This is a genomic window from Polynucleobacter aenigmaticus, from assembly GCF_002206635.1.
GTDB lineage: Bacteria > Pseudomonadota > Gammaproteobacteria > Burkholderiales > Burkholderiaceae > Polynucleobacter > Polynucleobacter aenigmaticus.
Genome location: NZ_NGUO01000002.1, coordinates 260,603 through 282,415 on the forward strand (window position 1 = coordinate 260,603; position 21,813 = coordinate 282,415).

Annotated in this window: 19 protein-coding genes, 7 tRNA genes, 3 rRNA genes and 2 pseudogenes; 22 read left to right on the forward strand and 9 right to left on the reverse strand. The window is 47.1% G+C overall.

Annotated elements, in window-relative coordinates:
• The first annotated feature begins 6 nt into the window (after positions 1 to 6).
• The gene (gene priA, locus CBI30_RS01945) at positions 7 to 2,139 is read left to right on the forward strand and encodes a replication restart helicase PriA (protein ID WP_088526652.1); all 2,133 of its coding nucleotides are present in this window, start codon (positions 7 to 9) and stop codon (positions 2,137 to 2,139) included.
• Here priA and gcvH read toward each other — a convergent pair.
• Complete coding sequence (gene gcvH, locus CBI30_RS01950) at positions 2,136 to 2,528, reverse strand: glycine cleavage system protein GcvH (protein ID WP_088526653.1); 393 nt, start codon at positions 2,526 to 2,528, stop codon at positions 2,136 to 2,138. The genes priA and gcvH overlap by 4 nt on opposite strands.
• A 74-nt stretch (positions 2,529 to 2,602) precedes the next feature.
• Here gcvH and CBI30_RS01955 point away from each other — a divergent pair, with 74 nt between their 5' ends.
• Positions 2,603 to 3,241 (forward strand): MBL fold metallo-hydrolase, encoded by a 639-nt coding sequence (locus CBI30_RS01955; RefSeq protein ID WP_420812031.1) that lies wholly within the window; start codon positions 2,603 to 2,605, stop codon positions 3,239 to 3,241.
• A 32-nt stretch (positions 3,242 to 3,273) separates the two neighbouring features.
• Here the strand turns inward: CBI30_RS01955 and CBI30_RS01960 are convergent, their stop codons facing one another.
• The 6 genes from CBI30_RS01960 to CBI30_RS01985 form a co-directional block, all read right to left on the reverse strand.
• Positions 3,274 to 3,459, reverse strand: a complete 186-nt coding sequence (locus CBI30_RS01960; protein ID WP_088526654.1) for a hypothetical protein — start codon at positions 3,457 to 3,459, stop codon at positions 3,274 to 3,276.
• Between the two features lie 41 nt (positions 3,460 to 3,500).
• On the reverse strand, positions 3,501 to 4,643 hold the full coding sequence (locus CBI30_RS01965; protein ID WP_240553464.1) for a fatty acid desaturase: 1,143 nt from the start codon (positions 4,641 to 4,643) through the stop codon (positions 3,501 to 3,503).
• Positions 4,644 to 4,806: 163 nt separating this feature from the next.
• Complete coding sequence (locus CBI30_RS01970) at positions 4,807 to 5,121, reverse strand: hypothetical protein (RefSeq protein WP_088526655.1); 315 nt, start codon at positions 5,119 to 5,121, stop codon at positions 4,807 to 4,809.
• A 72-nt stretch (positions 5,122 to 5,193) separates the two neighbouring features.
• Complete coding sequence (locus CBI30_RS01975) at positions 5,194 to 5,754, reverse strand: DUF6036 family nucleotidyltransferase (protein WP_088526656.1); 561 nt, start codon at positions 5,752 to 5,754, stop codon at positions 5,194 to 5,196.
• A complete protein-coding gene (locus CBI30_RS01980) occupies positions 5,751 to 6,452 on the reverse strand; it encodes a helix-turn-helix transcriptional regulator (protein WP_088526657.1) in 702 nt (233 codons plus the stop codon). The genes CBI30_RS01975 and CBI30_RS01980 overlap by 4 nt, the downstream gene beginning before the upstream one ends.
• 185 nt (positions 6,453 to 6,637) lie before the next feature.
• Positions 6,638 to 6,713 (reverse strand) — tRNA-Arg (locus CBI30_RS01985).
• Between the two features lie 105 nt (positions 6,714 to 6,818).
• Here CBI30_RS01985 and CBI30_RS01990 point away from each other — a divergent pair.
• A pseudogene (locus tag CBI30_RS01990) lies at positions 6,819 to 7,310 on the forward strand (c-type cytochrome); the annotation flags it as partial.
• Between the two features lie 51 nt (positions 7,311 to 7,361).
• On the opposite strand, the gene rsmI reads toward CBI30_RS01990, so the two are convergent.
• Complete coding sequence (rsmI, locus tag CBI30_RS01995; RefSeq protein WP_088526659.1) at positions 7,362 to 8,267, reverse strand: 16S rRNA (cytidine(1402)-2'-O)-methyltransferase; 906 nt, start codon at positions 8,265 to 8,267, stop codon at positions 7,362 to 7,364.
• Between the two features lie 107 nt (positions 8,268 to 8,374).
• Between rsmI and CBI30_RS02000 the strand changes: the two genes are divergently transcribed.
• Genes CBI30_RS02000 through CBI30_RS02010 form a run of 3 tightly spaced genes read left to right on the forward strand, consistent with a single transcriptional unit; the run spans position 8,375 to position 9,966 of the window.
• Complete coding sequence (locus tag CBI30_RS02000; RefSeq protein WP_088526774.1) at positions 8,375 to 8,977, forward strand: phosphoheptose isomerase; 603 nt, start codon at positions 8,375 to 8,377, stop codon at positions 8,975 to 8,977.
• A gap of 30 nt (positions 8,978 to 9,007) precedes the next feature.
• Positions 9,008 to 9,655 carry a BON domain-containing protein gene (locus CBI30_RS02005; RefSeq protein ID WP_088526660.1) on the forward strand — a complete coding sequence of 216 codons (648 nt, stop codon included), beginning with the start codon at positions 9,008 to 9,010 and terminating at the stop codon, positions 9,653 to 9,655.
• A gap of 44 nt (positions 9,656 to 9,699) precedes the next feature.
• On the forward strand, positions 9,700 to 9,966 hold the full coding sequence (locus CBI30_RS02010; protein ID WP_240553465.1) for a c-type cytochrome: 267 nt from the start codon (positions 9,700 to 9,702) through the stop codon (positions 9,964 to 9,966).
• A gap of 63 nt (positions 9,967 to 10,029) precedes the next feature.
• Here the strand turns inward: CBI30_RS02010 and CBI30_RS02015 are convergent, their stop codons facing one another.
• On the reverse strand, positions 10,030 to 10,689 hold the full coding sequence (locus CBI30_RS02015; protein ID WP_088526661.1) for a GNAT family N-acetyltransferase: 660 nt from the start codon (positions 10,687 to 10,689) through the stop codon (positions 10,030 to 10,032).
• Between the two features lie 495 nt (positions 10,690 to 11,184).
• Here CBI30_RS02015 and CBI30_RS02020 point away from each other — a divergent pair.
• The 16 genes and pseudogenes from CBI30_RS02020 to rplL all read left to right on the forward strand — a co-directional run bounded on the left by CBI30_RS02020 (position 11,185) and on the right by rplL (position 21,620).
• Positions 11,185 to 12,717, forward strand: a 16S ribosomal RNA gene (locus CBI30_RS02020).
• Between the two features lie 58 nt (positions 12,718 to 12,775).
• Positions 12,776 to 12,852, forward strand: a tRNA-Ile gene (locus CBI30_RS02025).
• 30 nt (positions 12,853 to 12,882) lie between these two features.
• Positions 12,883 to 12,958, forward strand: a tRNA-Ala gene (locus CBI30_RS02030).
• Positions 12,959 to 13,225: 267 nt separating this feature from the next.
• Positions 13,226 to 16,099: ribosomal RNA gene (locus tag CBI30_RS02035) — 23S ribosomal RNA — on the forward strand.
• A gap of 106 nt (positions 16,100 to 16,205) precedes the next feature.
• Positions 16,206 to 16,319 (forward strand): 5S ribosomal RNA (rrf, locus tag CBI30_RS02040).
• The 16S, 23S and 5S rRNA genes sit together here with 5 tRNA genes alongside, the layout of an rRNA operon.
• Positions 16,320 to 16,432: 113 nt before the next feature.
• A tRNA-Tyr gene (locus CBI30_RS02045) sits at positions 16,433 to 16,517 on the forward strand.
• 7 nt (positions 16,518 to 16,524) lie between these two features.
• Positions 16,525 to 16,598: transfer RNA gene (locus CBI30_RS02050), tRNA-Gly, on the forward strand.
• Between the two features lie 21 nt (positions 16,599 to 16,619).
• Positions 16,620 to 16,694, forward strand: a tRNA-Thr gene (locus tag CBI30_RS02055).
• Positions 16,695 to 16,759: 65 nt separating this feature from the next.
• Positions 16,760 to 17,950: an elongation factor Tu gene (gene tuf / locus CBI30_RS02060; protein WP_088526662.1), complete on the forward strand. Its 1,191-nt coding sequence runs from the start codon at positions 16,760 to 16,762 to the stop codon at positions 17,948 to 17,950.
• Positions 17,951 to 17,962: 12 nt separating this feature from the next.
• Positions 17,963 to 18,038, forward strand: a tRNA-Trp gene (locus tag CBI30_RS02065).
• 20 nt (positions 18,039 to 18,058) lie between these two features.
• On the forward strand, positions 18,059 to 18,436 hold the full coding sequence (secE, locus tag CBI30_RS02070; RefSeq protein ID WP_088526663.1) for a preprotein translocase subunit SecE: 378 nt from the start codon (positions 18,059 to 18,061) through the stop codon (positions 18,434 to 18,436).
• A 9-nt stretch (positions 18,437 to 18,445) separates the two neighbouring features.
• Positions 18,446 to 19,018: a transcription termination/antitermination protein NusG gene (nusG, locus tag CBI30_RS02075; RefSeq protein ID WP_088526664.1), complete on the forward strand. Its 573-nt coding sequence runs from the start codon at positions 18,446 to 18,448 to the stop codon at positions 19,016 to 19,018.
• 156 nt (positions 19,019 to 19,174) lie between these two features.
• Positions 19,175 to 19,606, forward strand: coding sequence for a 50S ribosomal protein L11 (gene rplK, locus CBI30_RS02080; RefSeq protein WP_088526665.1), 432 nt, complete (start codon positions 19,175 to 19,177; stop codon positions 19,604 to 19,606).
• A gap of 2 nt (positions 19,607 to 19,608) precedes the next feature.
• On the forward strand, positions 19,609 to 20,310 hold the full coding sequence (rplA, locus tag CBI30_RS02085) for a 50S ribosomal protein L1 (RefSeq protein WP_088526666.1): 702 nt from the start codon (positions 19,609 to 19,611) through the stop codon (positions 20,308 to 20,310).
• Positions 20,311 to 20,547: 237 nt separating this feature from the next.
• Positions 20,548 to 21,060 (forward strand): annotated as a pseudogene (gene rplJ / locus CBI30_RS02090) (50S ribosomal protein L10); the annotation flags it as partial.
• Positions 21,061 to 21,245: 185 nt separating this feature from the next.
• A complete protein-coding gene (gene rplL / locus CBI30_RS02095; RefSeq protein ID WP_088526668.1) occupies positions 21,246 to 21,620 on the forward strand; it encodes a 50S ribosomal protein L7/L12 in 375 nt (124 codons plus the stop codon).
• The last annotated feature ends 193 nt before the right edge of the window (positions 21,621 to 21,813 follow it).

Consider the following 21,813-nt stretch of genomic DNA (forward strand, 5'->3'; position numbering starts at 1 on the left):
TAGTAAATGACACTTAAACCCATCGTGGTACAAGTAGTAATAGACAAGCCCTTGGCCCAGGGCTTTGACTACTTATGGGATGCTGAAAAATTAGGCAAATTACCAGAAATTGGCCATATTGTAGAGGTACCTTTCGCCAGGTCTAAGGTGATTGGGCTTGTAATAAAAGTGAGCGATCACTCCGATTATGAGATAGCAAAACTCAAATCTGTGGATCGCCTTGCCCCACTACCACCTCTTGACCCTGCACTATTGCGATTGATGAACTTTGCAAGCCAGTACTACGTGCACGCGCTGGGCGAAACCATCTTGCCAACAATTCCGCAGATGTGGAAAAAGGCTGATGATTGGGAAAAGATCCCAAAAAAAATAGAAACGGCAGATAAGAAGAGTAATAAAAATAGTGATGTGATTGCAGAGGGCTTGATCACCGAAGATCAATTGAACCCAAGTCAAAAAAATGCATTACAAGAGTTGATGGCAGACGGGCAACAAGAAAATCAATTTCGAGTAATCTTATTGCAGGGGCAAACAGGTAGCGGCAAGACTGCAGTCTTTCTCAACTGGCTTGCGAGCATCTTGAGAGACGAAGCTGCGCAGGTGCTATTGCTGGTGCCCGAAATCAATTTAACGCCACAATTAGAGAGGCGCGTAAAGGCGTACTTTCCAGATAAAAAGATGGCGCTATTACACAGTGGTGTGAGCGAAAAGAAAAGAGGCATTGCTTGGTACGAGGCAATGACAGGTAAAGCGCAAATTATTTTAGGAACGCGTTTAGCTGCATTAACCCCAATACCAAACTTGCGAGCCATAGTGGTTGATGAGGAGCACGATGCGTCCTATAAACAACAAGAAGGAACGCGCTACTCAGCAAGAGATTTGGCTATATGGCGCGCACATGATCAAAAAACCACCATCTTGCTATCTTCAGCAACGCCATCTCTAGAGACTTGGTTGGCCGCCCAATCGGGGCGTTATAAATATATTCGTCTTGATCAGCGCGCTCAGGGAGCGAACCTTCCTAGTGTGCATTTAATTAATACGCGCGATCCACAAAACCAATTTAGTCCTGGAGATGAAGACGCGCCCAAACAAAAAAGCTTAATAACTAAAACACTAGCACGTGCAATCACAAAAACTCTTGAGGCAAAAAAACAAAGCCTAATCTTAATTAATCGACGAGGATATGCGCCGGTATTGAGTTGCTCGGCATGTAACTGGTTATCGAAATGTACCCAATGCTCTACCTATACAGTGATGCATAAGGCGGGCGCGCTAGGCAAAAGATCAGTATTGAGTTGCCATCATTGCGGATTAGTAAAGTCCATTCCACAGTTTTGTCCAGACTGTGGAAATGCAGATTTAAAAACACTAGGCCATGGCACGCAAAAGTTAGAAGATGCTATTGAGGAAATGTGGCCACAAGCGCGAGTGCTTCGGGTCGACACAGACTCCAGTAGAAAGAGCAAGGGAGCAGAGAAACTCTTTCAGGAAATTCATGAGGGCAATGTCGACATTGTGGTTGGAACGCAAATGATTGCGAAGGGGCATGATTATCAAAACATTGGATTAGTGGCAGTACTAGATGCGGATAGCCGACTCTACTCGGCAGACTTTAGGGCGGCAGAAAGATTGTTTGCGCAATTGGTACAGGTAGCAGGGCGCGCCGGTAGGTCTGGAACAAGTGGAGAAAGAGGGGGCGACATTTATATTGAAACTCAATATCCAGAGTCACCTGTATTTCAGTATTTGCTAAGGCATGACGTTGATGGATTTATGGCGTTTACGGCGAGCGAGAGAGAGGAGGCAAAGTTACCACCCTACTCTTATCAGGCCTTAATTCATGCGGAGGCTAAAGTTCTTGAGAAAGCAATTCAGTTTTTAAATGAACTAAAGGCCCGCATGAAAAGCAGGGGCATAATTAGTAAAGAGCTAAAGGTCTACGACCCAGTGCCAAAGCCAGTGATGCGGGTTGCGGGATCAGAGCGGGCACAATTGTTAATAGAGTCACCGAACCGGAAGACTCTACAAGAAGCACTTGAGATAGTTGACCAAGGTTTGCGACAAGACTCTCAAGGAAGAATCAGCAAAATCTCACGCATTCGTTGGTTAATAGAGCGTGACCCGATTGCTATTTAAGCGCCTGCGCTTGAGCTGTACTTCTCAAGAGGCATTAAGATGCCCAACTCTGTATTCAGTGTTTCCTTTGATGTGGGTTTGATTTTAAAAAGCCAAACCGCATAAGGTTTTTCATTCACAATCTCGGGGGCGGCATCCATCTCTGCATTGAGGCTAACAATTTCACCGCTAATAGGTGCATGAATATCGCTTGCGGCTTTAACGGATTCAATCACAGCAACGGCTTCGCCTTGTTGAACTAGCTGACCAATTTTTGGTGCTTGAAAAAACATGACATCACCTAAAGCCTCTTGGGCATGATTGCTAATACCAACCCAAGCAAGCCCATCATCTTCGATGCTGGCCCACTCATGTGTTTCTGCGAATTTAAAGCTATCTTGAGTTTTCATTGTGTATCCTGTGAGGTACATTCTAGCTTCTTTGCCATAAACTGGCGCCCAATTAATTTACACATTTTCCATTTATGCCAATCAAATTAGGAATTGTTCCAGTCACCCCATTCGAGCAAAACTGTTCCATCTTGGTTTGCCAAGAAACAGGCGATGCCGCGGTGGTCGACCCCGGTGGAGACATTGACAAGATCTTAGATGGCGTTAAACAACTTGGCGGTACTGTAAAAAAGATTTTGTTAACTCATGGGCATCTTGATCATTGTGCTGCAGCCAAAGATTTATCTGAGCAACTGGGTGTGCCTATTGAGGGCCCGCAAATTGAAGAACAATTTTGGTTGGATCAATTGCCAGAGCAAACCGTACGTTTTGGATTTGGTCATGCAAAGGCATTTGCACCAACACGTTGGTTAGAAGATGGTGATCATGTGCAAGTCGGCAATGTGGGTTTAGAAGTTTTGCACTGTCCAGGCCATACGCCCGGTCATGTCGTGTTTTTTGATAAAGAAGATCGCTTAGCCTTGGTGGGAGACGTACTCTTTGCCGGCTCAATTGGAAGAACTGATTTTCCACGCGGCAATCATGCCGATCTCATTAATGCCATCAAGACAAAATTATGGCCACTAGGTGATGATGTGCAGTTTGTTCCTGGTCATGGGCCAATGTCCACGTTTGGGAAAGAGCGCCAAACCAACCCCTATGTTGGAGATTAATAAAGCTAAGTTGATGAAACCTAATTGAGAGATTAGGTTTTTGCAGAGCCAGTACGATGTGTGCGGTTGTACAAGCAGCTAGCGCAAATCCAACGTTGCTTGCGATTGCTTGTCGGAATCCAAGTGCCACCTTCTAGGCGCTTTTCGCGACTGCAAGAAGAGCAAAATTTAAGGCTCTGAGAGGTTTCTTGGGGAGCAGCTGGAGTCGAGGTAGTCATGGGCAATCCGGGTAAGCCAAATCTTTTACAGAAAACCTATTTTACCCGTTTTGTCCCGCTGGGGCTGGGCTGAGGACAACTCTAACGGAATCAGCCGTTTTATTGCCATCAAAGTCTAGCCAAGCCTTGTTTTCGAAGTCATATAGCTTGCACTTGCGAGCGGTATCAAAATACCAGTCCCAGGAGAACTTTTGCACAAAAATACGCTCTGGAAGAATGGTTTCAAGAGTATTTTGGGCCTCTTTAAGGCGATAGAGGGGTACGCTCATATCCACATGGTGTGCGGTGTGCTCCATGATATGGTGCATTAAAGAGCCCCAAATCCAGTTAAAGGTCAAATGGACTGTAGTTGAAACGAAGGGCTGGGCACGCAACCACTCTGATTTCTTGTCATACCAAGAAACTTTTGGGTGGGTATGGTGAACATAGACCACAAAGCCAATCATTCCGTTCCAAAACAAGAATGGGATAGCAAAGCCAGTAATTAAGCCCAACCAAACTGATTGTCCAGTAGCAATAGCTCCGGCAATCAGGCAGCCAATCCAGATAATGGCAAAGCCAGTTACCAATAAATTATCTTTAAGGAAGATTGGGCGATCACCAGGCTTGTTCTTCGCATTTGGAAAGTACTCACGTCTCCACCAGATTTCAATTAAGTAGTAGAAAACCGGACCCCAACCACTGCGATAAAGGCGCTCCAGGGTTTTACGCCATGCAGGCAAGGCATCAAACTCTGCTTTTGATAATGGGGCCCAAACAAAGTCAAAGCCCTTCAAGTTGGTCTGGCCATGGTGAACCACGTTGTGCCCCACATCCCATAAGCTATAGGGCGTTAAGGACGGCAAGAATGCAATGCGACCCAGTAATTTATTGAGCTCACGGTGCGGTGTGAAGCTTTGGTGGCAGGCATCGTGGCCCAAAATAAAGATACGACCAGTCACAAACCCAGCAACCAAGCCAAAAATGATTTTGAGTAATAAGCTTTCCACAAAAATAGTGCCAGCAATACAGCCGAGCCACATGGCGGCATCCATCACCAGAAGCATGATTGCTCTCCCAGTCTCGCCTTGAGCCATGGGGATCAACCAGCTACGAATCACTTTGCGATGCGGCAATGGAAGACTGGGCGCCAAGGGGTTGGCTAGGGATGGCTCAGAAAGGGCAGTATTTAGATGATTTGACATGATAAGAATCAATAAGTTAGTGAGAAATGATAGCCTTTTTCACAAATTTGCGCATGATATAGGTCAAAAACACCCTTCTTTTGGTGCGCCCAGCGCGAATCGAATGCGCGAGCGTCCGCTTTTGAGTCTAATGCAGTCCTTGTGGATCACAAATGTAATTTAATTAAATCCGCCGAGTGGTTCTTTTCGCATCCCTATTGGCATAGATATAGCCACCCCAATATTCATCATCACTATATTCAGACACAATCAAAGCATTGGTGATTGCCTGGGTTGCCGCTTTAAGCCAGTTAGAGTCAGTAAAGTTTTTGGCTGCCTCTAACTCTCTCATTTCCCAAGGTGCAATCATGCCATATTCAGTCATGAAGTATTTTTCAGCATCCATAATTAATGCACGAGTAGCTTCTTGATGATTCTCATACCCACGACTGAGTTTGAGATCTAGTTTTTCAAGCTTTCCTAGCAGGTCATTAAACATATTTTCTTTCGTTGTGAATTATTGCGGCGCCTGCCTAAATTGAACTTAAATAAGCTGGAAATATTTTGATGCTCACTCTTCGGGAATGGGGTGATCAGTATCTCGTAGTGCTTTGGCCCAGCGTCGAATCGTTGCGCGTAGCGTTCGCTGCACATCATCATCGAGCGGCATAGTCGGCACCAACTCTAGGGCTTGTGTGGGCGTAAGGTAGGCGTATTCCAGTAGCGCCATGCAAAACTCTCGATCTTTGTCTCGCCCTGCAGCAGCCTTTGCAAGGAAGAGATCAAGCACATCAAGGCAGTACCCTACTCGACCATTGGTATTGTTGTTTTGCACGCGATGGACACGCGTCATCCAGTCTTTTGGCAATATTGCGGTATCCGGTCCCACACCTTGAGCGTAGTAACCATAAGTCTCGTGGAACTGTGAACCTTCACCAATTGCGCCATCAATCTCATCTGCTAAATCAGGGGCCTGTCGGGGATAGATATCCGCCTCCATAGAAACGGTGAAGACCTTTTCTGGATTGGGCACTTGGCCCAGCATTGACTGGCTGCCGATGATCACAAATTCATATTGATTGGTGACATCAGCGCTGGCGCGAATGATGTGCTCTAGCTCTTCTCGTGTCATGGTAATTCCTTGAAGTTTTGCGCATCTTGGGCGGTGGTCAAAGAGCTGCCGAACACCACTCCTTTTTTGAGCGCGCTCACATCCTTCAAAATGCGAAGGCGCACTTCATCTGGAAGGATGGTGACTAGTGGAGAAGTTTGTCTAAGTTGCTGAGCATGCCTCGTGCGGCCAAGTACCTTGCGCCAAGAGCCTGCACTTAAGATGAGTTGCCATTCTCGCCATAGGCTGGCAGACCGAGAATCACCAGTAGCAATCCAACGCCCAACAGTATCTTGAGCTTGCAACAGTAATGCGGGATCAGCTTTTACTAGCCGAACAGCTTCCTCATGCAGGGTAAGACTTTGTAGATCTTGAAGTCGGTGCCCGGCGTTATCTGGCAAAACGCGTACTTGTACGTTAGGGGCAATGCGCCTAGACCTTGCTCCTGCTGATCCAGCGGGAGCAGCTTGCATCGTATCGCCCGCCAAAAGCGCTAACTCTCCGCTAACGCCCAGAACCGACATTACTCGTAGGTAAGCGCCGATAGAAGGAGACGGGTCGCCTGCCTCAATGGATCGTAGAGTATTACGGGTGAGCTTTGCGCGCTCAGACACTTCAACCGTGCCAAGCCCCTGCGCTTTACGTAAGCGCTTAATTCTATCGCCTAGTTGTAATAGCAACTGGCGCTCTAGGATGGGGCTAAGCTCAGGAGCAGTCATTTGATCATTATTTTAACCATAAACTGTTTATTTGGTCAATATATTGATCAAATAACTACAAAATAATTTAAAGAACTGGCCGCCAATTGCTGATTGGTCTTTCCGGCTTTCATCCGATGCCAACTAAGTGAACTTCGCATCTTGGCATCATATGCAGTGTTGGATCTAATGTGTGCCCAAAATATTGGTGCGCCCGGCGCGAATCGAACGCGCGACCCTTGGCTTCGGAGGCCAATACTCTATCCACTGAGCTACGGGCGCCAGCAGGAAAATCGCTAACCCCGCCATTGTAAGTGCCTATAACTCCAAGGTCTCGTTATAATCACGGCGAAGTAACCCTAAAACCCATAAAACTATAAAAGTCCTATGAGCGCAGAGCACGGAAGCCTAATTAAGTCCCCTAAACAATTGATCATCATGGTGTTTGCCAGCTTTTTTGTGCCCCTGATCATCATTCTGTTGCTAATGGTGTTTGTAAACAATGGCAAGCGCGCAGACTCTGAAGCTTCCGCCGAGCAACTCATTAAGCCCGTAGCGCAATTAAATTTTAAAGATGCTACCGCGCCACGCGAATTGCAAACGGGCGAACAGGTATATAAAGCGGTTTGCTCTTCATGCCACGCAACTGGAGCAGCAGGTGCACCGAAGTTTGGTGATGCTGGTGCTTGGTCTGCACGTTTGGGCAAGGGCTATGATGGTTTATTAACATCAGTTCTTAAGGGCAAGGGCGCGATGCCTGCTCGTGGCGGATCAAGCCCTGCTGATGTAAGTGATTACGAGCTCGGTCGTGCGGTTGTCTATTTGGCAAACTCTGCTGGCGGTAAGTTGGCGGAGCCTAAAGCCCCTGCGGCCCCCGCAGCCAAATAAGGCTTTAGTACCCATTTAAAAGCTGGCTATATGCCAGCTTTTTTATTGCTCTTTGATTTGGGCTTTTGCATCTAGAGCAACTTGGTAGGCCACTTTCTTGCTGAGTCCAAGAGTTTGTGCCAGAACAGCAGCAATTTCTTTGCTGCCTAGGTAGGGACTTAAAGCATTGGCCCACAGCAACAACGCTGAATGCTCTGGAGCTTCGTCTGCACTAGCCTGACGCCCAGCTATCAAAATAATAAATTCGCCCCTGAGGCTTTCTGCTTGCTCTAGCCATTGGGGTATATCCGCTGCATTGAGCGCAACCAATTGCTCAAATTTTTTAGTTAGCTCTCGACCTATCAAAACTTGGCGCTCGGGTTCCAGATCTTTACTGAGCGATGTCAGTGTTTCTCGAATTTGATGGGGAGATTCAAAAAAGATGCTGGCCTTAGAGTTAGAGCGAATGTCTTGCATCAGCGCGTCACGCTCTTTGGCCTTGTTGGGCCAAAAGCCTAAAAACTGAAAGCGCCCTTCTGATGGGAGCATGACTGAGCCGCTAGCAGAAATGGCGGAAGGTACTGCGCTGGCGCCAGGTATGGGAATAATTCGAAAGCCCGCCTTTTGAACGGCATTAACTAGACGCGCTCCTGGATCAGAAACGCCTGGGGTGCCCGCATCAGAGATGTAGGCCCAACGCTGGTTTTGGGAAAGGTGTTGAATCACAGTCTGTGCGCCAGCAATTTCATTGTGCTCATGCAAGGCGACACATTTCTTATGAATGCCAAAATGCTTAAGGAGGGGCGCGCTATGCCTTGTATCTTCACAGGCTATCCCATCAACAGAATTGAGCACATGTAGTGCGCGCAAGGTGATGTCCCCCATATTGCCGATTGGGGTGGCAACCATATATAGGGCTCCAGCAGGCAGATCCTGTTGCTTTAAAAAATCCAAGGAGCTTAATTCCATAGGGGCAATCTTTTGCGCAAGAAGTAAGAATAACTAAGAGAATACGTCGCTTTTGATTTCAGGTGCGCCCTAGTCAGCCTGCCTCTACTTTGGCGCATAATAATGCGATGGATAAAGATACCCTCGAACGTTTGCGCGCTCGCGCATCCCAACATTTTTTAGACAGTATTGCTGTAAAGCAAGAGGCTGAAAAAATACTTCCTGAACAAGTGGCGCGCGGCGTAGTCGCAATGACGGAATGCCTGCGTGCAGGTGGAAAAGTGATGGCGTGTGGCAATGGTGGCTCAGCAGCTGACGCACAGCATTTTTCTGCCGAACTAATTGGTCGCTTCGAAAGAGAGCGTCAAGAGTTGGCCGCGATTGCGCTAACAACCGACACATCAATCTTGACGGCAGTAGGTAACGACTACAGCTATGACGAGATCTTTAGCAAGCAAGTGCGTGGCCTTGGAAAGAAAGGCGATATTTTGATTGGTATTTCCACTTCAGGAAATTCAAAGAACGTAGTGAAGGCAATTGAGGCTGCAAAAAAGATGGGCATCAAAATTATTGCGCTCACAGGAAATGGCGGTGGAAAAATTGCAAGCCTATTAGATGCGGATGACATTCATTTGTGCGCTCCCTCTACACGCACCGCTCGAATTCAAGAAACCCATTTAGTTTTGCTGCACGCTATATGTGATGGTGTAGACCATCTATTGCTCGATTAAGGGCCCCATTCATTTTTAGAAAGTTCGTATATGCAAAATACACTCACCATCCGATTGTTTGTTGCAATTTTGATGACATCACTCTTATCGGGCTGTGGAGTATTGGCTGTTGGCGGTGTTGCTGCTGGCGCAAGCGTGATGGCTGATCGACGTCCACCGGCGGTGCAGGCAATTGATAAAGGCATTGGCCTGGAGGTGGAGAATGCTTTGGATAAGAAGTTTGGAGATAGCGCGCATATAAATGTGAGCTCCTTTAATCAAAAAGTATTATTGACGGGTGAAGTGAAAGATGCCGGCATTAAAGAGCAGGCTGGCGCATATGCAAAAGCAAACAAGAATGTACGTTCAGTGTTTAATGAGTTAGTTGTTGGGCCTATCAGTACATACACCGCACGCGCCAATGATTCCTATCTCGAGTCCAAAATTAAAACGCAAATGATTTTTACCGATAAGTTGCCATCAAATTCAATGGTGATTGTTGCTGAAGGTAGTAGCGTTTATCTGATGGGTATTCTGACGCAGAACGAAGCAGAGATTGCCAAGAAAGTAGCGAGTAATACAAGCGGCGTGAAAGACGTTTACGCCTACTTCGATATTATTTCTGAAGCAGAAAAAGCGCGCCTAGAAAAACAAGGCAAAGCAGATGAGTCTCAACCTAACTCAGCGCCAAAGCAGTAAAGCCATTTGATGAGGTATGAGCAATGAGATCTTCAAAGCAACACATGAAATTTTTTTTGCTCATCACCCTTCTCTCACTTTGCCCTCTGAGCGTGAAAGCATCCATCGATGATGCAAAGGCAGCTGCACTGGCAAAACAAAATGCTTGCTTAGGTTGTCATGCGATAGATAAAAAAATTGTTGGCCCAAGCCTTCAGGCCATTGCAAAAAAAATATGCAAGCGATCCCAATGCATCAGCGTTTTTAAAAAACAAAATTTTGAAAGGTGGATCGGGATCATGGGGTGTTGTCCCCATGCCAGCAAACGCTAAGTTAAGCGATGCGGAGTTGTCCTTATTGGTGGGCTGGATATTGCGCGGGGCGCCCAGCACGAATTAAGTAGGGCGGACGACCGGTTTGCCTAGAAACCAAGACCACGCATCATTTGAGCGCTTAAAGTTCTCTTTAACAGCATAGTCAAAGTCTGCCCATTGTTCTTTAGCAGCCTCTTCCACAATCGTGCCAGGATTTGCTGGGGGTAATGTCAAATACGCGTCCGCATCTCCATAGGCGTATTCAACGCGCATACCAGCCTTCTGAGCTAGATGCATCATCGCCCTGTTATTTGCAAGGCAATGCACAAACAGGATTTCGATACGGGTATTACGAGAATGGACGGAGGCGCGTCCTAATAAAGCAGTGCCAATGCCCTGCCCTCGGCCATTAGGTAGCACGGAGACGCCAAACTCGGCTGCCTGTGGTTTGCCCTTCACCTTTGGCAGATAGGCCAAATGCGCCATGGCAATCAGGTTTAGCTGGGAATCAAAGCTACCAAACACGGTATCTCTATTGAAATTGAGATGCTCAACATAGTGACGAATCACCTCATCAGGAGTCTGTGTGCCAAAGCGAAGTCGGCGATCCTCATCATTTAATAACAAAAGGTGACGGAGAATCTCGGCCCTGTGGCCAGCATGTAATTCACGAACAGGAACGGAAAAGCCTGCCGCGTAGGGCTTGCTATGTAAGTGACTGTTTGCTAATGGGTTGTGCATAGCAACATACTAGCAGAAATCAGATAAAAACACAGGGTTTTCCCTTAGGCTTAGGTATTCAGGAAGAAAAAAGCAACAAATCATTGAAAAAAAGTAGATAGCAGACACCCTGTTTGCCTTCATATCCATAAAAACCCGTATATTTTTAAAAAAAGTTGAAAATATTTTCAATCTATATCCTATTGTTTTTAAAGGAATTAATTTTAAAACAAGAAAAAACTTAGCTTTTTTAATGAAATAGACTACGAAAGGTGTTGACAGGGGTATATGAGTAGGATAAAGTCTCATCTCTCTGCTGAATGTTATTAAGAAATACGAAACAAGTCAGCCCTCTTTAAAAATTAGTCAACCGATAAATGTGGGTACTAAGTGAAAGCATCAAGTCCTTCGGGACAGATGTAAATAAATAGTACTCATAGACAGTAAAAAGATTTGGTTTTATTACCAAGTCAATTTCTTGAATGAGTGCGACGATCCGCAAGGATCACAGGAATTAAACTGAAGAGTTTGATCCTGGCTCAGATTGAACGCTGGCGGCATGCCTTACACATGCAAGTCGAACGGCAGCACGGGTACTTGTACCTGGTGGCGAGTGGCGAACGGGTGAGTAATACATCGGAACGTACCTTATCGTGGGGGATAACGCAGCGAAAGCTGTGCTAATACCGCATACGCCCTGAGGGGGAAAGCGGGGGATCGAAAGACCTCGCGCGATTAGAGCGGCCGATGCCTGATTAGCTTGTTGGTGGGGTAAAAGCCCACCAAGGCGACGATCAGTAGCTGGTCTGAGAGGACGATCAGCCACACTGGGACTGAGACACGGCCCAGACTCCTACGGGAGGCAGCAGTGGGGAATTTTGGACAATGGGGGAAACCCTGATCCAGCAATGCCGCGTGAGTGAAGAAGGCCTTCGGGTTGTAAAGCTCTTTTGTCAGGGAAGAAACACCGGCTCTAACACAGTCCGGGAATGACGGTACCTGAAGAATAAGCACCGGCTAACTACGTGCCAGCAGCCGCGGTAATACGTAGGGTGCAAGCGTTAATCGGAATTACTGGGCGTAAAGCGTGCGCAGGCGGTTATACAAGACAGGCGTGAAATCCCCGGGCTTAACCTGGGAATGGCGCCTGTGACTGTATAGCTAGAGTGTGTCAGAGGGGGGTAGAATTCCACGTGTAGCAGTGAAATGCGTAGATATGTGGAGGAATACCAATGGCGAAGGCAGCCCCCTGGGATAACACTGACGCTCATGCACGAAAGCGTGGGGAGCAAACAGGATTAGATACCCTGGTAGTCCACGCCCTAAACGATGCTGACTAGTTGTTCGGGATTTTCATCCTGAGTAACGTAGCTAACGCGTGAAGTCAGCCGCCTGGGGAGTACGGTCGCAAGATTAAAACTCAAAGGAATTGACGGGGACCCGCACAAGCGGTGGATGATGTGGATTAATTCGATGCAACGCGAAAAACCTTACCTACCCTTGACATGTCACTAACGAAGTAGAGATACATTAGGTGCCCGTAAGGGAAAGTGAACACAGGTGCTGCATGGCTGTCGTCAGCTCGTGTCGTGAGATGTTGGGTTAAGTCCCGCAACGAGCGCAACCCTTGTCTTTAGTTGCTACGCAAGAGCACTCTAAAGAGACTGCCGGTGACAAACCGGAGGAAGGTGGGGATGACGTCAAGTCCTCATGGCCCTTATGGGTAGGGCTTCACACGTCATACAATGGTGCATACAGAGGGTTGCCAACCCGCGAGGGGGAGCTAATCTCAGAAAATGCATCGTAGTCCGGATCGTAGTCTGCAACTCGACTACGTGAAGCTGGAATCGCTAGTAATCGCGGATCAGAATGTCGCGGTGAATACGTTCCCGGGTCTTGTACACACCGCCCGTCATACCATGGGAGTGGGTTTTGCCAGAAGCCGTTAGCCTAACCGCAAGGAGGGCGACTGCCACGGCAGGGTTCATGACTGGGGTAAAGTCGTAACAAGGTAGCCGTATCGGAAGGTGCGGCTGGATCACCTCCTTTCTAGAGAAAGATGCTGGAACTCTAGTGCCCACACTTATCGGTTGACAATAAAAGCCACGGGTCTGTAGCTCAGCTGGTTAGAGCACTGTGTTGATAACGCAGGGGTCGTAGGTTCAAGTCCTACCAGACCCACCACCAGCCAGAAACGAGACTTAGTGGGACGTTGGGGGATTAGCTCAGCTGGGAGAGCACCTGCTTTGCAAGCAGGGGGTCGTCGGTTCGATCCCGTCATCCTCCACCATCATCTAAATGTCAAAACTAAACGAACATTTAATTGTTTAGTTTTGCCATTTATGGCTGTTCTTTAAAAATTTGAGTAAGCAAAGTGTCAAATGTTTCTTTGAGAGGACATTTGACAATGTAATAAGGGTAAAGATTGAATCATCAATCAGTAATACAAACGAGTTTTACCAAGTTCTTTAACAAGTACTTACAGTTTGGATTACGGCAAACATGTCAGAAGTAGAAGTAAACCTGTAACAGGTACTAGCAATGGTGCTCGTTATAGGATCAAGTGAATAAGTGCACATGATGGATGCCTTGGCGATTACAGGCGACGAAAGACGTTATAACCTGCGATAAGCCCCGGGGAGCTGGTAAATAAGCTTTGATCCGGGGATTTCTGAATGGGGAAACCCACCACTTTTGTGGTATCCATACCTGAATACATAGGGTATGAGAAGCGAACCTTGTGAACTGAAACATCTAAGTAGCAAGAGGAAAAGACATCAACCGAGATTCCCAGAGTAGTGGCGAGCGAAATGGGAACAGCCTTCTAGTGATATCTCAGTAATTAACAGAATGGAATGGAAAGTCCAACAATAAAGGGTGATAGTCCCGTATGTGAAAATTATTGAGTGGTACTAGGCTAGAGACAAGTAGGGCGGGACACGTGAAATCCTGTCTGAATATGGGGGGACCATCCTCCAAGGCTAAATACTCGTAATCGACCGATAGTGAACAAGTACCGTGAGGGAAAGGCGAAAAGAACCCCGGGAGGGGAGTGAAATAGATCCTGAAATTGTGTGCATACAAACAGTAGGAGCCTCGTAAGGGGTGACTGCGTACCTTTTGTATAATGGGTCAGCGACTTACATTCAGTAGCAAGCTTAACCGAATAGGGAAGGCGTAGCGAAAGCGAGTCCGAATAGGGCGCTAGTTGCTGGGTGTAGACCCGAAACCAGTTGATCTATCCATGGCCAGGTTGAAGGTGCGGTAACACGTACTGGAGGACCGAACCCACTAACGTTGAAAAGTTAGGGGATGAGCTGTGGATAGGGGTGAAAGGCTAAACAAAACTGGAAATAGCTGGTTCTCTCCGAAAACTATTTAGGTAGTGCCTCGTGTATCACTGTAGGGGGTAGAGCACTGTCATGGTAGTGGGGTCCATTGCGGATTACTGCGCCATAGCAAACTCCGAATACCTACAAGTGCAAGCACGGGAGACAGACATCGGGTGCTAACGTCCGGTGTCAAGAGGGAAACAACCCAGACCGCCAGCTAAGGTCCCTAATATATGCTAAGTGGGAAACGAAGTGGGAAGGCTAAAACAGTCAGGAGGTTGGCTTAGAAGCAGCCATCCTTTAAAGAAAGCGTAATAGCTCACTGATCGAGTCGTCCTGCGCGGAAGATGTAACGGGGCTAAGCATATAACCGAAGCTGCGGATCACAGCAATGTGATGGTAGGAGAGCGTTCTGTAAGCCTGTGAAGGTGTCTTGTAAAGGATGCTGGAGGTATCAGAAGTGCGAATGCTGACATGAGTAGCGATAAAGGGGGTGAAAAGCCCCCTCGCCGTAAGCCCAAGGTTTCCTGTTCAACGTTCATCGGAACAGGGTGAGTCGGCCCCTAAGGCGAGGCAGAGATGCGTAGCTGATGGGAACAAGGTTAATATTCCTTGACCATTGTTAGATGCGATGGGGGGACGGATCGCGGAAAGTTGTCCGGGTGTTGGAAGTCCCGGTTCTTACGTTGGAGATGGCTATTAGGTAAATCCGGTAGCGTAATTCAAGGGCGTGAGACGAGCGAATTTATTCGCGAAGCAATTGGAAGTGGTTCCAAGAAAAGCCTCTAAGCTTCAGTCTAACAAGACCGTACCGCAAACCGACACAGGTGGGCGAGATGAGTATTCTAAGGCGCTTGAGAGAACTCAGGAGAAGGAACTCGGCAAATTTGTACCGTAACTTCGGGATAAGGTACGCCCTCGTAGTTTGACCCTGTACAAGGGGAGGACGATAGGGTTGCAATAAAAAGGTGGCTGCGACTGTTTAATAAAAACACAGCACTCTGCAAACACGAAAGTGGACGTATAGGGTGTGACTCCTGCCCGGTGCTGGAAGATTAAATGATGGGGTGCAAGCTCTTGATTGAAGTCCCAGTAAACGGCGGCCGTAACTATAACGGTCCTAAGGTAGCGAAATTCCTTGTCGGGTAAGTTCCGACCTGCACGAATGGAGTAACGATGGCCACACTGTCTCCTCCTGAGACTCAGCGAAGTTGAAATGTTTGTGATGATGCAATCTACCCGTGGCTAGACGGAAAGACCCCATGAACCTTTACTGTAGCTTTGCATTGAATTTTGAACCGGTCTGTGTAGGATAGGTGGGAGGCGTTGAAAGCGGGATGCTAGTTCCGCTGGAGCCAACCTTGAAATACCACCCTGGTTTGTTTGAGATTCTAACCTTGGCCCATTATCTGGGTCGGGAACAGTGCATGGTAGGCAGTTTGACTGGGGCGGTCTCCTCCCAAAGTGTAACGGAGGAGTACGAAGGTACGCTTGGTACGGTCGGACATCGTACCTAAAGTGCAATGGCAAAAGCGTGCTTAACTGCGAGACCGACAAGTCGAGCAGGTGCGAAAGCAGGTCATAGTGATCCGGTGGTTCTGTATGGAAGGGCCATCGCTCAACGGATAAAAGGTACTCTGGGGATAACAGGCTGATACCGCCCAAGAGTTCATATCGACGGCGGTGTTTGGCACCTCGATGTCGGCTCATCTCATCCTGGGGCTGTAGCCGGTCCCAAGGGTATGGCTGTTCGCCATTTAAAGAGGTACGTGAGCTGGGTTTAAAACGTCGTGAGACAGTTTGGTCCCTATCTGCCATGGGCGTTGGAGATTTGACGGGGGCTGCTCCTAGTACGAGAGGACCGGAGTGGACGTACCGCTGGTGTACCTGTTGTTTCGCCAGAAGCATCGCAGGGTAGCTATGTACGGAAGAGATAACCGCTGAAAGCATCTAAGCGGGAAACTTGCCTGAAGATGAGATCTCCCGTAGGTTTAACCTACATAAAGGGTCGTTGAAGACCACAACGTTGATAGGTCGGGTGTGTAAGCGCAGTAATGCGTTGAGCTAACCGATACTAATTGCCCGTTAGGCTTGATCCTATAACCAGCACTATTGTGTTGGATGTTTGCCAGATTTAATCTGCATCCTTAATTACATGCTTACTCAAATAGAACTGTTGATTTATCAACAGTTCGACCCTCTACGCCCGGTGACCATAGCAAGTTGGAACCACTCCTTCCCATCCCGAACAGGACAGTGAAACGACTTTACGCCGATGATAGTGCGGATTACCCGTGTGAAAGTAGGTAACTGCCGGGCACCAATGCGACGCCCAGACCCTCTTAGGTCTGGGCGTTTTTACTTGTGCAAAGCGTTTTGAGATTTTTAGATATTGACAGAAACTCCATTTGGAGTCAGAATATTGGGTTCGCGGAGGGGTGTCCGAGCGGCTAAAGGAGGCAGACTGTAAATCTGTTGGCTATGCCTACGTAGGTTCGAATCCTACCCCCTCCACCAGAGATGTGCGGGATTAGTTTAATGGTAAAACAGCAGATTTCCAATCTTCGGTCAAGAGTTCGATTCTCTTATCCCGCTCCAGATTTAGTGGCATTTGTTTTTGCCCATGTGGCTCAGTGGTAGAGCACTCCCTTGGTAAGGGAGAGGTCGGCAGTTCGATCCTGCCCATGGGCACCAGGCTTAATTAGCATTAATTTTAATTTCGTGTGTTGGTTTAAGAGTTAACTAAAGGCAGACAAAAAATGGCAAAAGAAAAGTTTCAGCGGACAAAACCGCACGTAAACGTTGGCACCATTGGTCACGTTGACCACGGTAAAACCACATTGACAGCAGCAATCGCAACCGTGCTTTCAAAAGCATTTGGTGGCGAAGCTAAAGCATACGATCAGATCGATGCTGCTCCAGAAGAAAAAGCACGCGGTATTACGATTAATACTGCACACGTTGAGTATGAGACAGCGAATCGTCACTACGCACACGTGGATTGCCCAGGACATGCTGACTACGTTAAGAACATGATTACTGGTGCTGCCCAAATGGACGGCGCTATTTTGGTTTGCTCTGCAGCTGACGGCCCAATGCCACAAACTCGTGAGCACATCCTCTTGGCACGCCAAGTAGGTGTTCCATACATCATCGTATTTTTGAACAAATGCGATATGGTGGATGATGCTGAGTTGTTAGAACTCGTAGAAATGGAAGTTCGTGAGCTTCTTTCTAAGTACGACTTCCCAGGCGATGACACACCAATCATTCATGGTTCTGCTAAGTTAGCACTTGAAGGCGATGAAGGCCCAATGGGCTCACAGGCCATCATGAAATTGGCTGATGCTTTAGATACTTATATCCCAACTCCAGAGCGTGCTATTGACGGTGCGTTCTTGATGCCAGTAGAAGATGTGTTCTCTATCTCCGGTCGCGGTACTGTTGTAACAGGCCGTATCGAGCGCGGTATCGTTAAAGTAGGCGAAGAGATCGAAGTAATCGGTATCAAGCCAACAATCAAGACTACTTGTACTGGTGTTGAAATGTTCCGCAAATTGCTCGACCAAGGTCAAGCAGGCGATAACGTGGGCATCTTGTTACGCGGTACAAAACGTGAAGAAGTTGAGCGCGGCCAAGTATTGGCTAAGCCAGGTTCAATCACTCCACATACTCACTTTACTGCCGAGGTTTACATCTTGGGTAAAGACGAAGGTGGCCGTCATACTCCATTCTTTAACAACTATCGCCCACAGTTCTACTTCCGCACAACGGACGTGACTGGTTCAATCGAGTTGCCAAAAGACAAAGAAATGGTGATGCCTGGTGATAACGTCACAATTACCGTAAAACTCATCGCACCAATCGCGATGGAAGAAGGTTTACGTTTTGCGATCCGTGAAGGTGGCCGTACTGTTGGCGCCGGCGTGGTTGCAAAGATTTTGGCTTAAGTTTTTTAATAAAGGGGTGTAGCTCAATTGGCAGAGCGTTGGTCTCCAAAACCAAAGGTTGGGGGTTCGATGCCCTCCGCCCCTGCCACGATTTGAACTGAAAGTAATATGTCTCAACATACAGCAAGTCACTCTGAACAAAAGAGCAGTTGGGTCTCCGGACTCGCTGCTCTCATTGTCGTTGCAGCGTTAGTTCTTTACTACACGTTAGCCGACCAATCTTTATTGCTCAGATTGGCTGTAATGTTTGGCGGCATTATTGCTGCAGTTCTGATTGTGGCAATTTCACCGGATGGGCGTCGTTTTATCGCCTATGCAAAAGATTCTTGGTATGAAGTAAAAAAGGTTGTTTGGCCAACTCGTAAAGAGACCACCCAAATGACTCTAGTCGTATTTGGCTTTGTCTTGATCATGTCCCTGTTTTTGTGGATTGCAGACAAATTAATTGAATGGCTAGTTTTTTCAGCCTTTCTAGGCTGGAAGTGAGTAAGAAAAATGATTGATTCTGAATTGGCCGTAAACCCACAAGCTACTGGCAATATGCGCTGGTACGTAATTCATGCTTATTCTGGCATGGAAAAAAGCGTTAAAAGAGGATTAGAAGAGCGAATTGCTCGCTCTGGCATGCCCGAAAAATTTGGCCGTATTTTGGTTCCATCCGAAGAAGTTGTTGAAATCAAAGCTGGCACCAAGTCAGTGTCTGAGCGTCGCTTCTTCCCAGGCTATGTCCTGATTGAGATGGAAATGACTGATGAGAGCTGGCATTTGGTGAAAAACACGCCAAAAGTGACTGGTTTCGTTGGTGGTGTTAGAAACCGTCCAAGCCCAATTTCAACGGCTGAAGTAGCAAAAATCATGGATCAAATGCAGGCTGGAGTGGATAAACCGAAGCCTAAGACCTTATTTGAGGTTGGTGAGATTGTGCGAGTTAAAGAAGGCCCATTCATTGATTTCAACGGCAATATTGAAGAAGTCAATTATGAGAAGTCAAGATTGCGCGTTTCTGTTACAATTTTTGGCCGCGGTACTCCAGTTGAGTTGGAGTTCGGTCAAGTAGAAAAGATGTAAAAACCACCATTTTTAGTGGTGTTTTGTATCAAAAGTAGTGGTTTTAAGTGGTTAGCAATAACCGAGGAGCGGAGCTAGAAAGCCAAAAAACTAGTGATGCGTTTACTCAACAGCGGTCTTTCCTAATGAGGTTAGGCGCGCTTTTAGGAGCAATTAATGGCTAAGAAGATCATTGGCTTTATCAAGCTGCAGATCCCTGCAGGTAAAGCAAATCCATCACCTCCCGTAGGTCCAGCTTTGGGTCAACGCGGTCTTAATATTATGGAATTCTGTAAGGCGTTTAATGCTCAAACTCAGAGCATGGAACCAGGCCTTCCAATTCCAGTCGTGATTACAGCGTTTGCTGATAAGAGCTTCACATTCATCATGAAGACGCCTCCAGCGACGATCATGATTAAGAAGGCTGCGAAGATCGAAAAAGGTTCACCACGTCCCCATACCGATAAGGTAGGAAAAATTACACGTGCTCAAGCAGAAGAAATTGCTAAAGCAAAAATGCCAGATTTGACAGCAGCCAATATGGATGCAGCTGTAAGAACAATCGCTGGTAGCGCCCGCTCCATGGGCATCACAGTGGAAGGTCTCTAATCATGACTAAATTATCAAAGCGTTTAAAAGCAATCGAAACTAAGGTTGATCGCAATAAGTTTTACGCATTAGAAGAAGCATTGAACCTCGTTAAAGAGTGTGCAACTGCTAAGTTCGATGAGTCTATTGATGTTGCGGTTCAGTTGGGTATTGATGCTAAGAAATCTGACCAAGTTGTGCGTGGTGCAGTTGTGCTCCCAGCGGGTACCGGTAAGCATGTTCGCGTAGCTGTTTTTGCACAAGGCGAGAAGGCTGAACAAGCTAAAGCTGCCGGTGCAGAAATCGTTGGCATGGAAGAGCTTGCTGAACAGATTAAAGGCGGCAAGATTGATTTCGACATCTTGATCGCATCTCCAGACACAATGAAGATTGTTGGTACTTTAGGTCAGGTATTGGGCCCACGTGGTTTGATGCCAAATCCAAAAGTAGGAACTGTTACTCCTGACGTTGCTACAGCAGTTAAGAATGCAAAAGCTGGTCAAGTGCAATTCCGTGTGGACAAAGCCGGTATCGTGCACGCAACCATTGGTCGTCGTTCATTCGAGCCAGCTGCATTGAAATCAAACTTGCTCGCATTGCTAGAGGCTTTGAATAAAGCGAAGCCACCTGCATCTAAGGGTATTTATTTAAAGAAGGTTGCCGTAAGCAGCACGATGGGTGCAGGCGTACGAGTAGACCAAGCATCGATACAAGCGGCCCAATAATCCGCTTGTAGCAAAAAGAACTTTGGGTCGACTCCCGCTCTTTGAGTGAGAGTCGAACATCAAAGACCGTTGGTGAATTCATTTGCTTACTCAGAAATAAATTCTTAATCATTACGTAAGTGATAGCCAGCGCAGATGGCGACCCTGAAAAGATTTCACAAGACTTTCTTGTGACAAATGATCAGACGCTGGTGTGTAACCCCAACTGGAAACAGTTGGTTTTTTAGGAGTTAAACCGTGCCTTTGAATGTACAAGACAAAAAAGCGATTGTTGCTGATGTCGGCGCTCAATTGGCTGGAGCTCAAACAGTCGTGCTCGCTGAATACCGTGGTATTCCAGTAGAGCAGTTGACAAAGCTTCGTGCTAGCGCACGTGACCAAGGTGTATATCTTCGCGTTTTGAAGAACACATTGGCACGCCGTGCTGCACAAGGCACACAGTTTGAGCCTCTTGCTGATTCGATGGTTGGCCCCTTGATCTACGGCATTTCTGCTGATCCAATTGCTTCGGCAAAAGTATTGCAGAACTTTGCTAAGACTCAAGACAAGTTAGTCATTACTGCTGGCTTATATAACGGCAAGTTGTTGGACGTAGCGGGCATTAAATCCCTCGCGTCTATTCCAAGCCGCGACGAGTTGTTATCACAGTTGTTGGGTGTCATGTTGGCCCCAGTATCTGCAATGGCTCGCGTATTGGGCGCAGTAGCAGCTCAAAAAGCAGAGGGAGCACCTGCTCCAGTTGCAGCACCTGTAGTAGAAGTAGCTGAAGTTGTAGCAGCCCCAGCAGAAGTTGTTGCTGAGGTAGTTGCAGAAACAGCCGCTCCGGAAGCAAGTGCAGAGCCTGTAGCAGCAAGCCCAGAAGCTGGAACAGAAACAAGCGAAACCCCTGCCGCTGAATAAGCGACAGATTAACTATTAAGTATTAGGAGCTAAAAATGGCGATTACCAAAGAAGAAATCATTGATGCAGTAGGTAGCATGTCCGTAATGGATTTGAACGACTTGGTTAAGGCGTTCGAAGAGAAGTTTGGCGTTTCAGCTGCAGCAATGGCTGTTGCTGGTCCTGCTGGTGCAGCTGGCGGCGCTGCTGCTGAAGAGCAAACAGAATTTACTGTTAACTTGCTCGAAGCTGGCGCAAACAAGGTTTCAGTAATTAAGGCTGTTCGCGAAATTACTGGTCTTGGCCTCAAAGAAGCTAAAGACTTAGTTGATGGCGCACCAAAGCCAATCAAAGAAGCTGTTGATAAAAAGACTGCTGAAGAAGCTAAGAAAAAGCTTGACGACGCAGGCGCTAAGTCAGAAATCAAGTAATACAAACTCCGTTAGCGCTCCTCAAAAAGGAGTGCTAGCCCTGTTGGGTTTGACCATTAGTGGTCAAACCCGATTTCATTTCTGATTGAAATCGGGTTTGCCTTCTGATACGACTGCAGAATGCAAGTTTGGTCGGACACTGAATCTTTCGATTTAGTGTTGTCCGCCAGTGATTGGTAGTGGCCAATCGCCA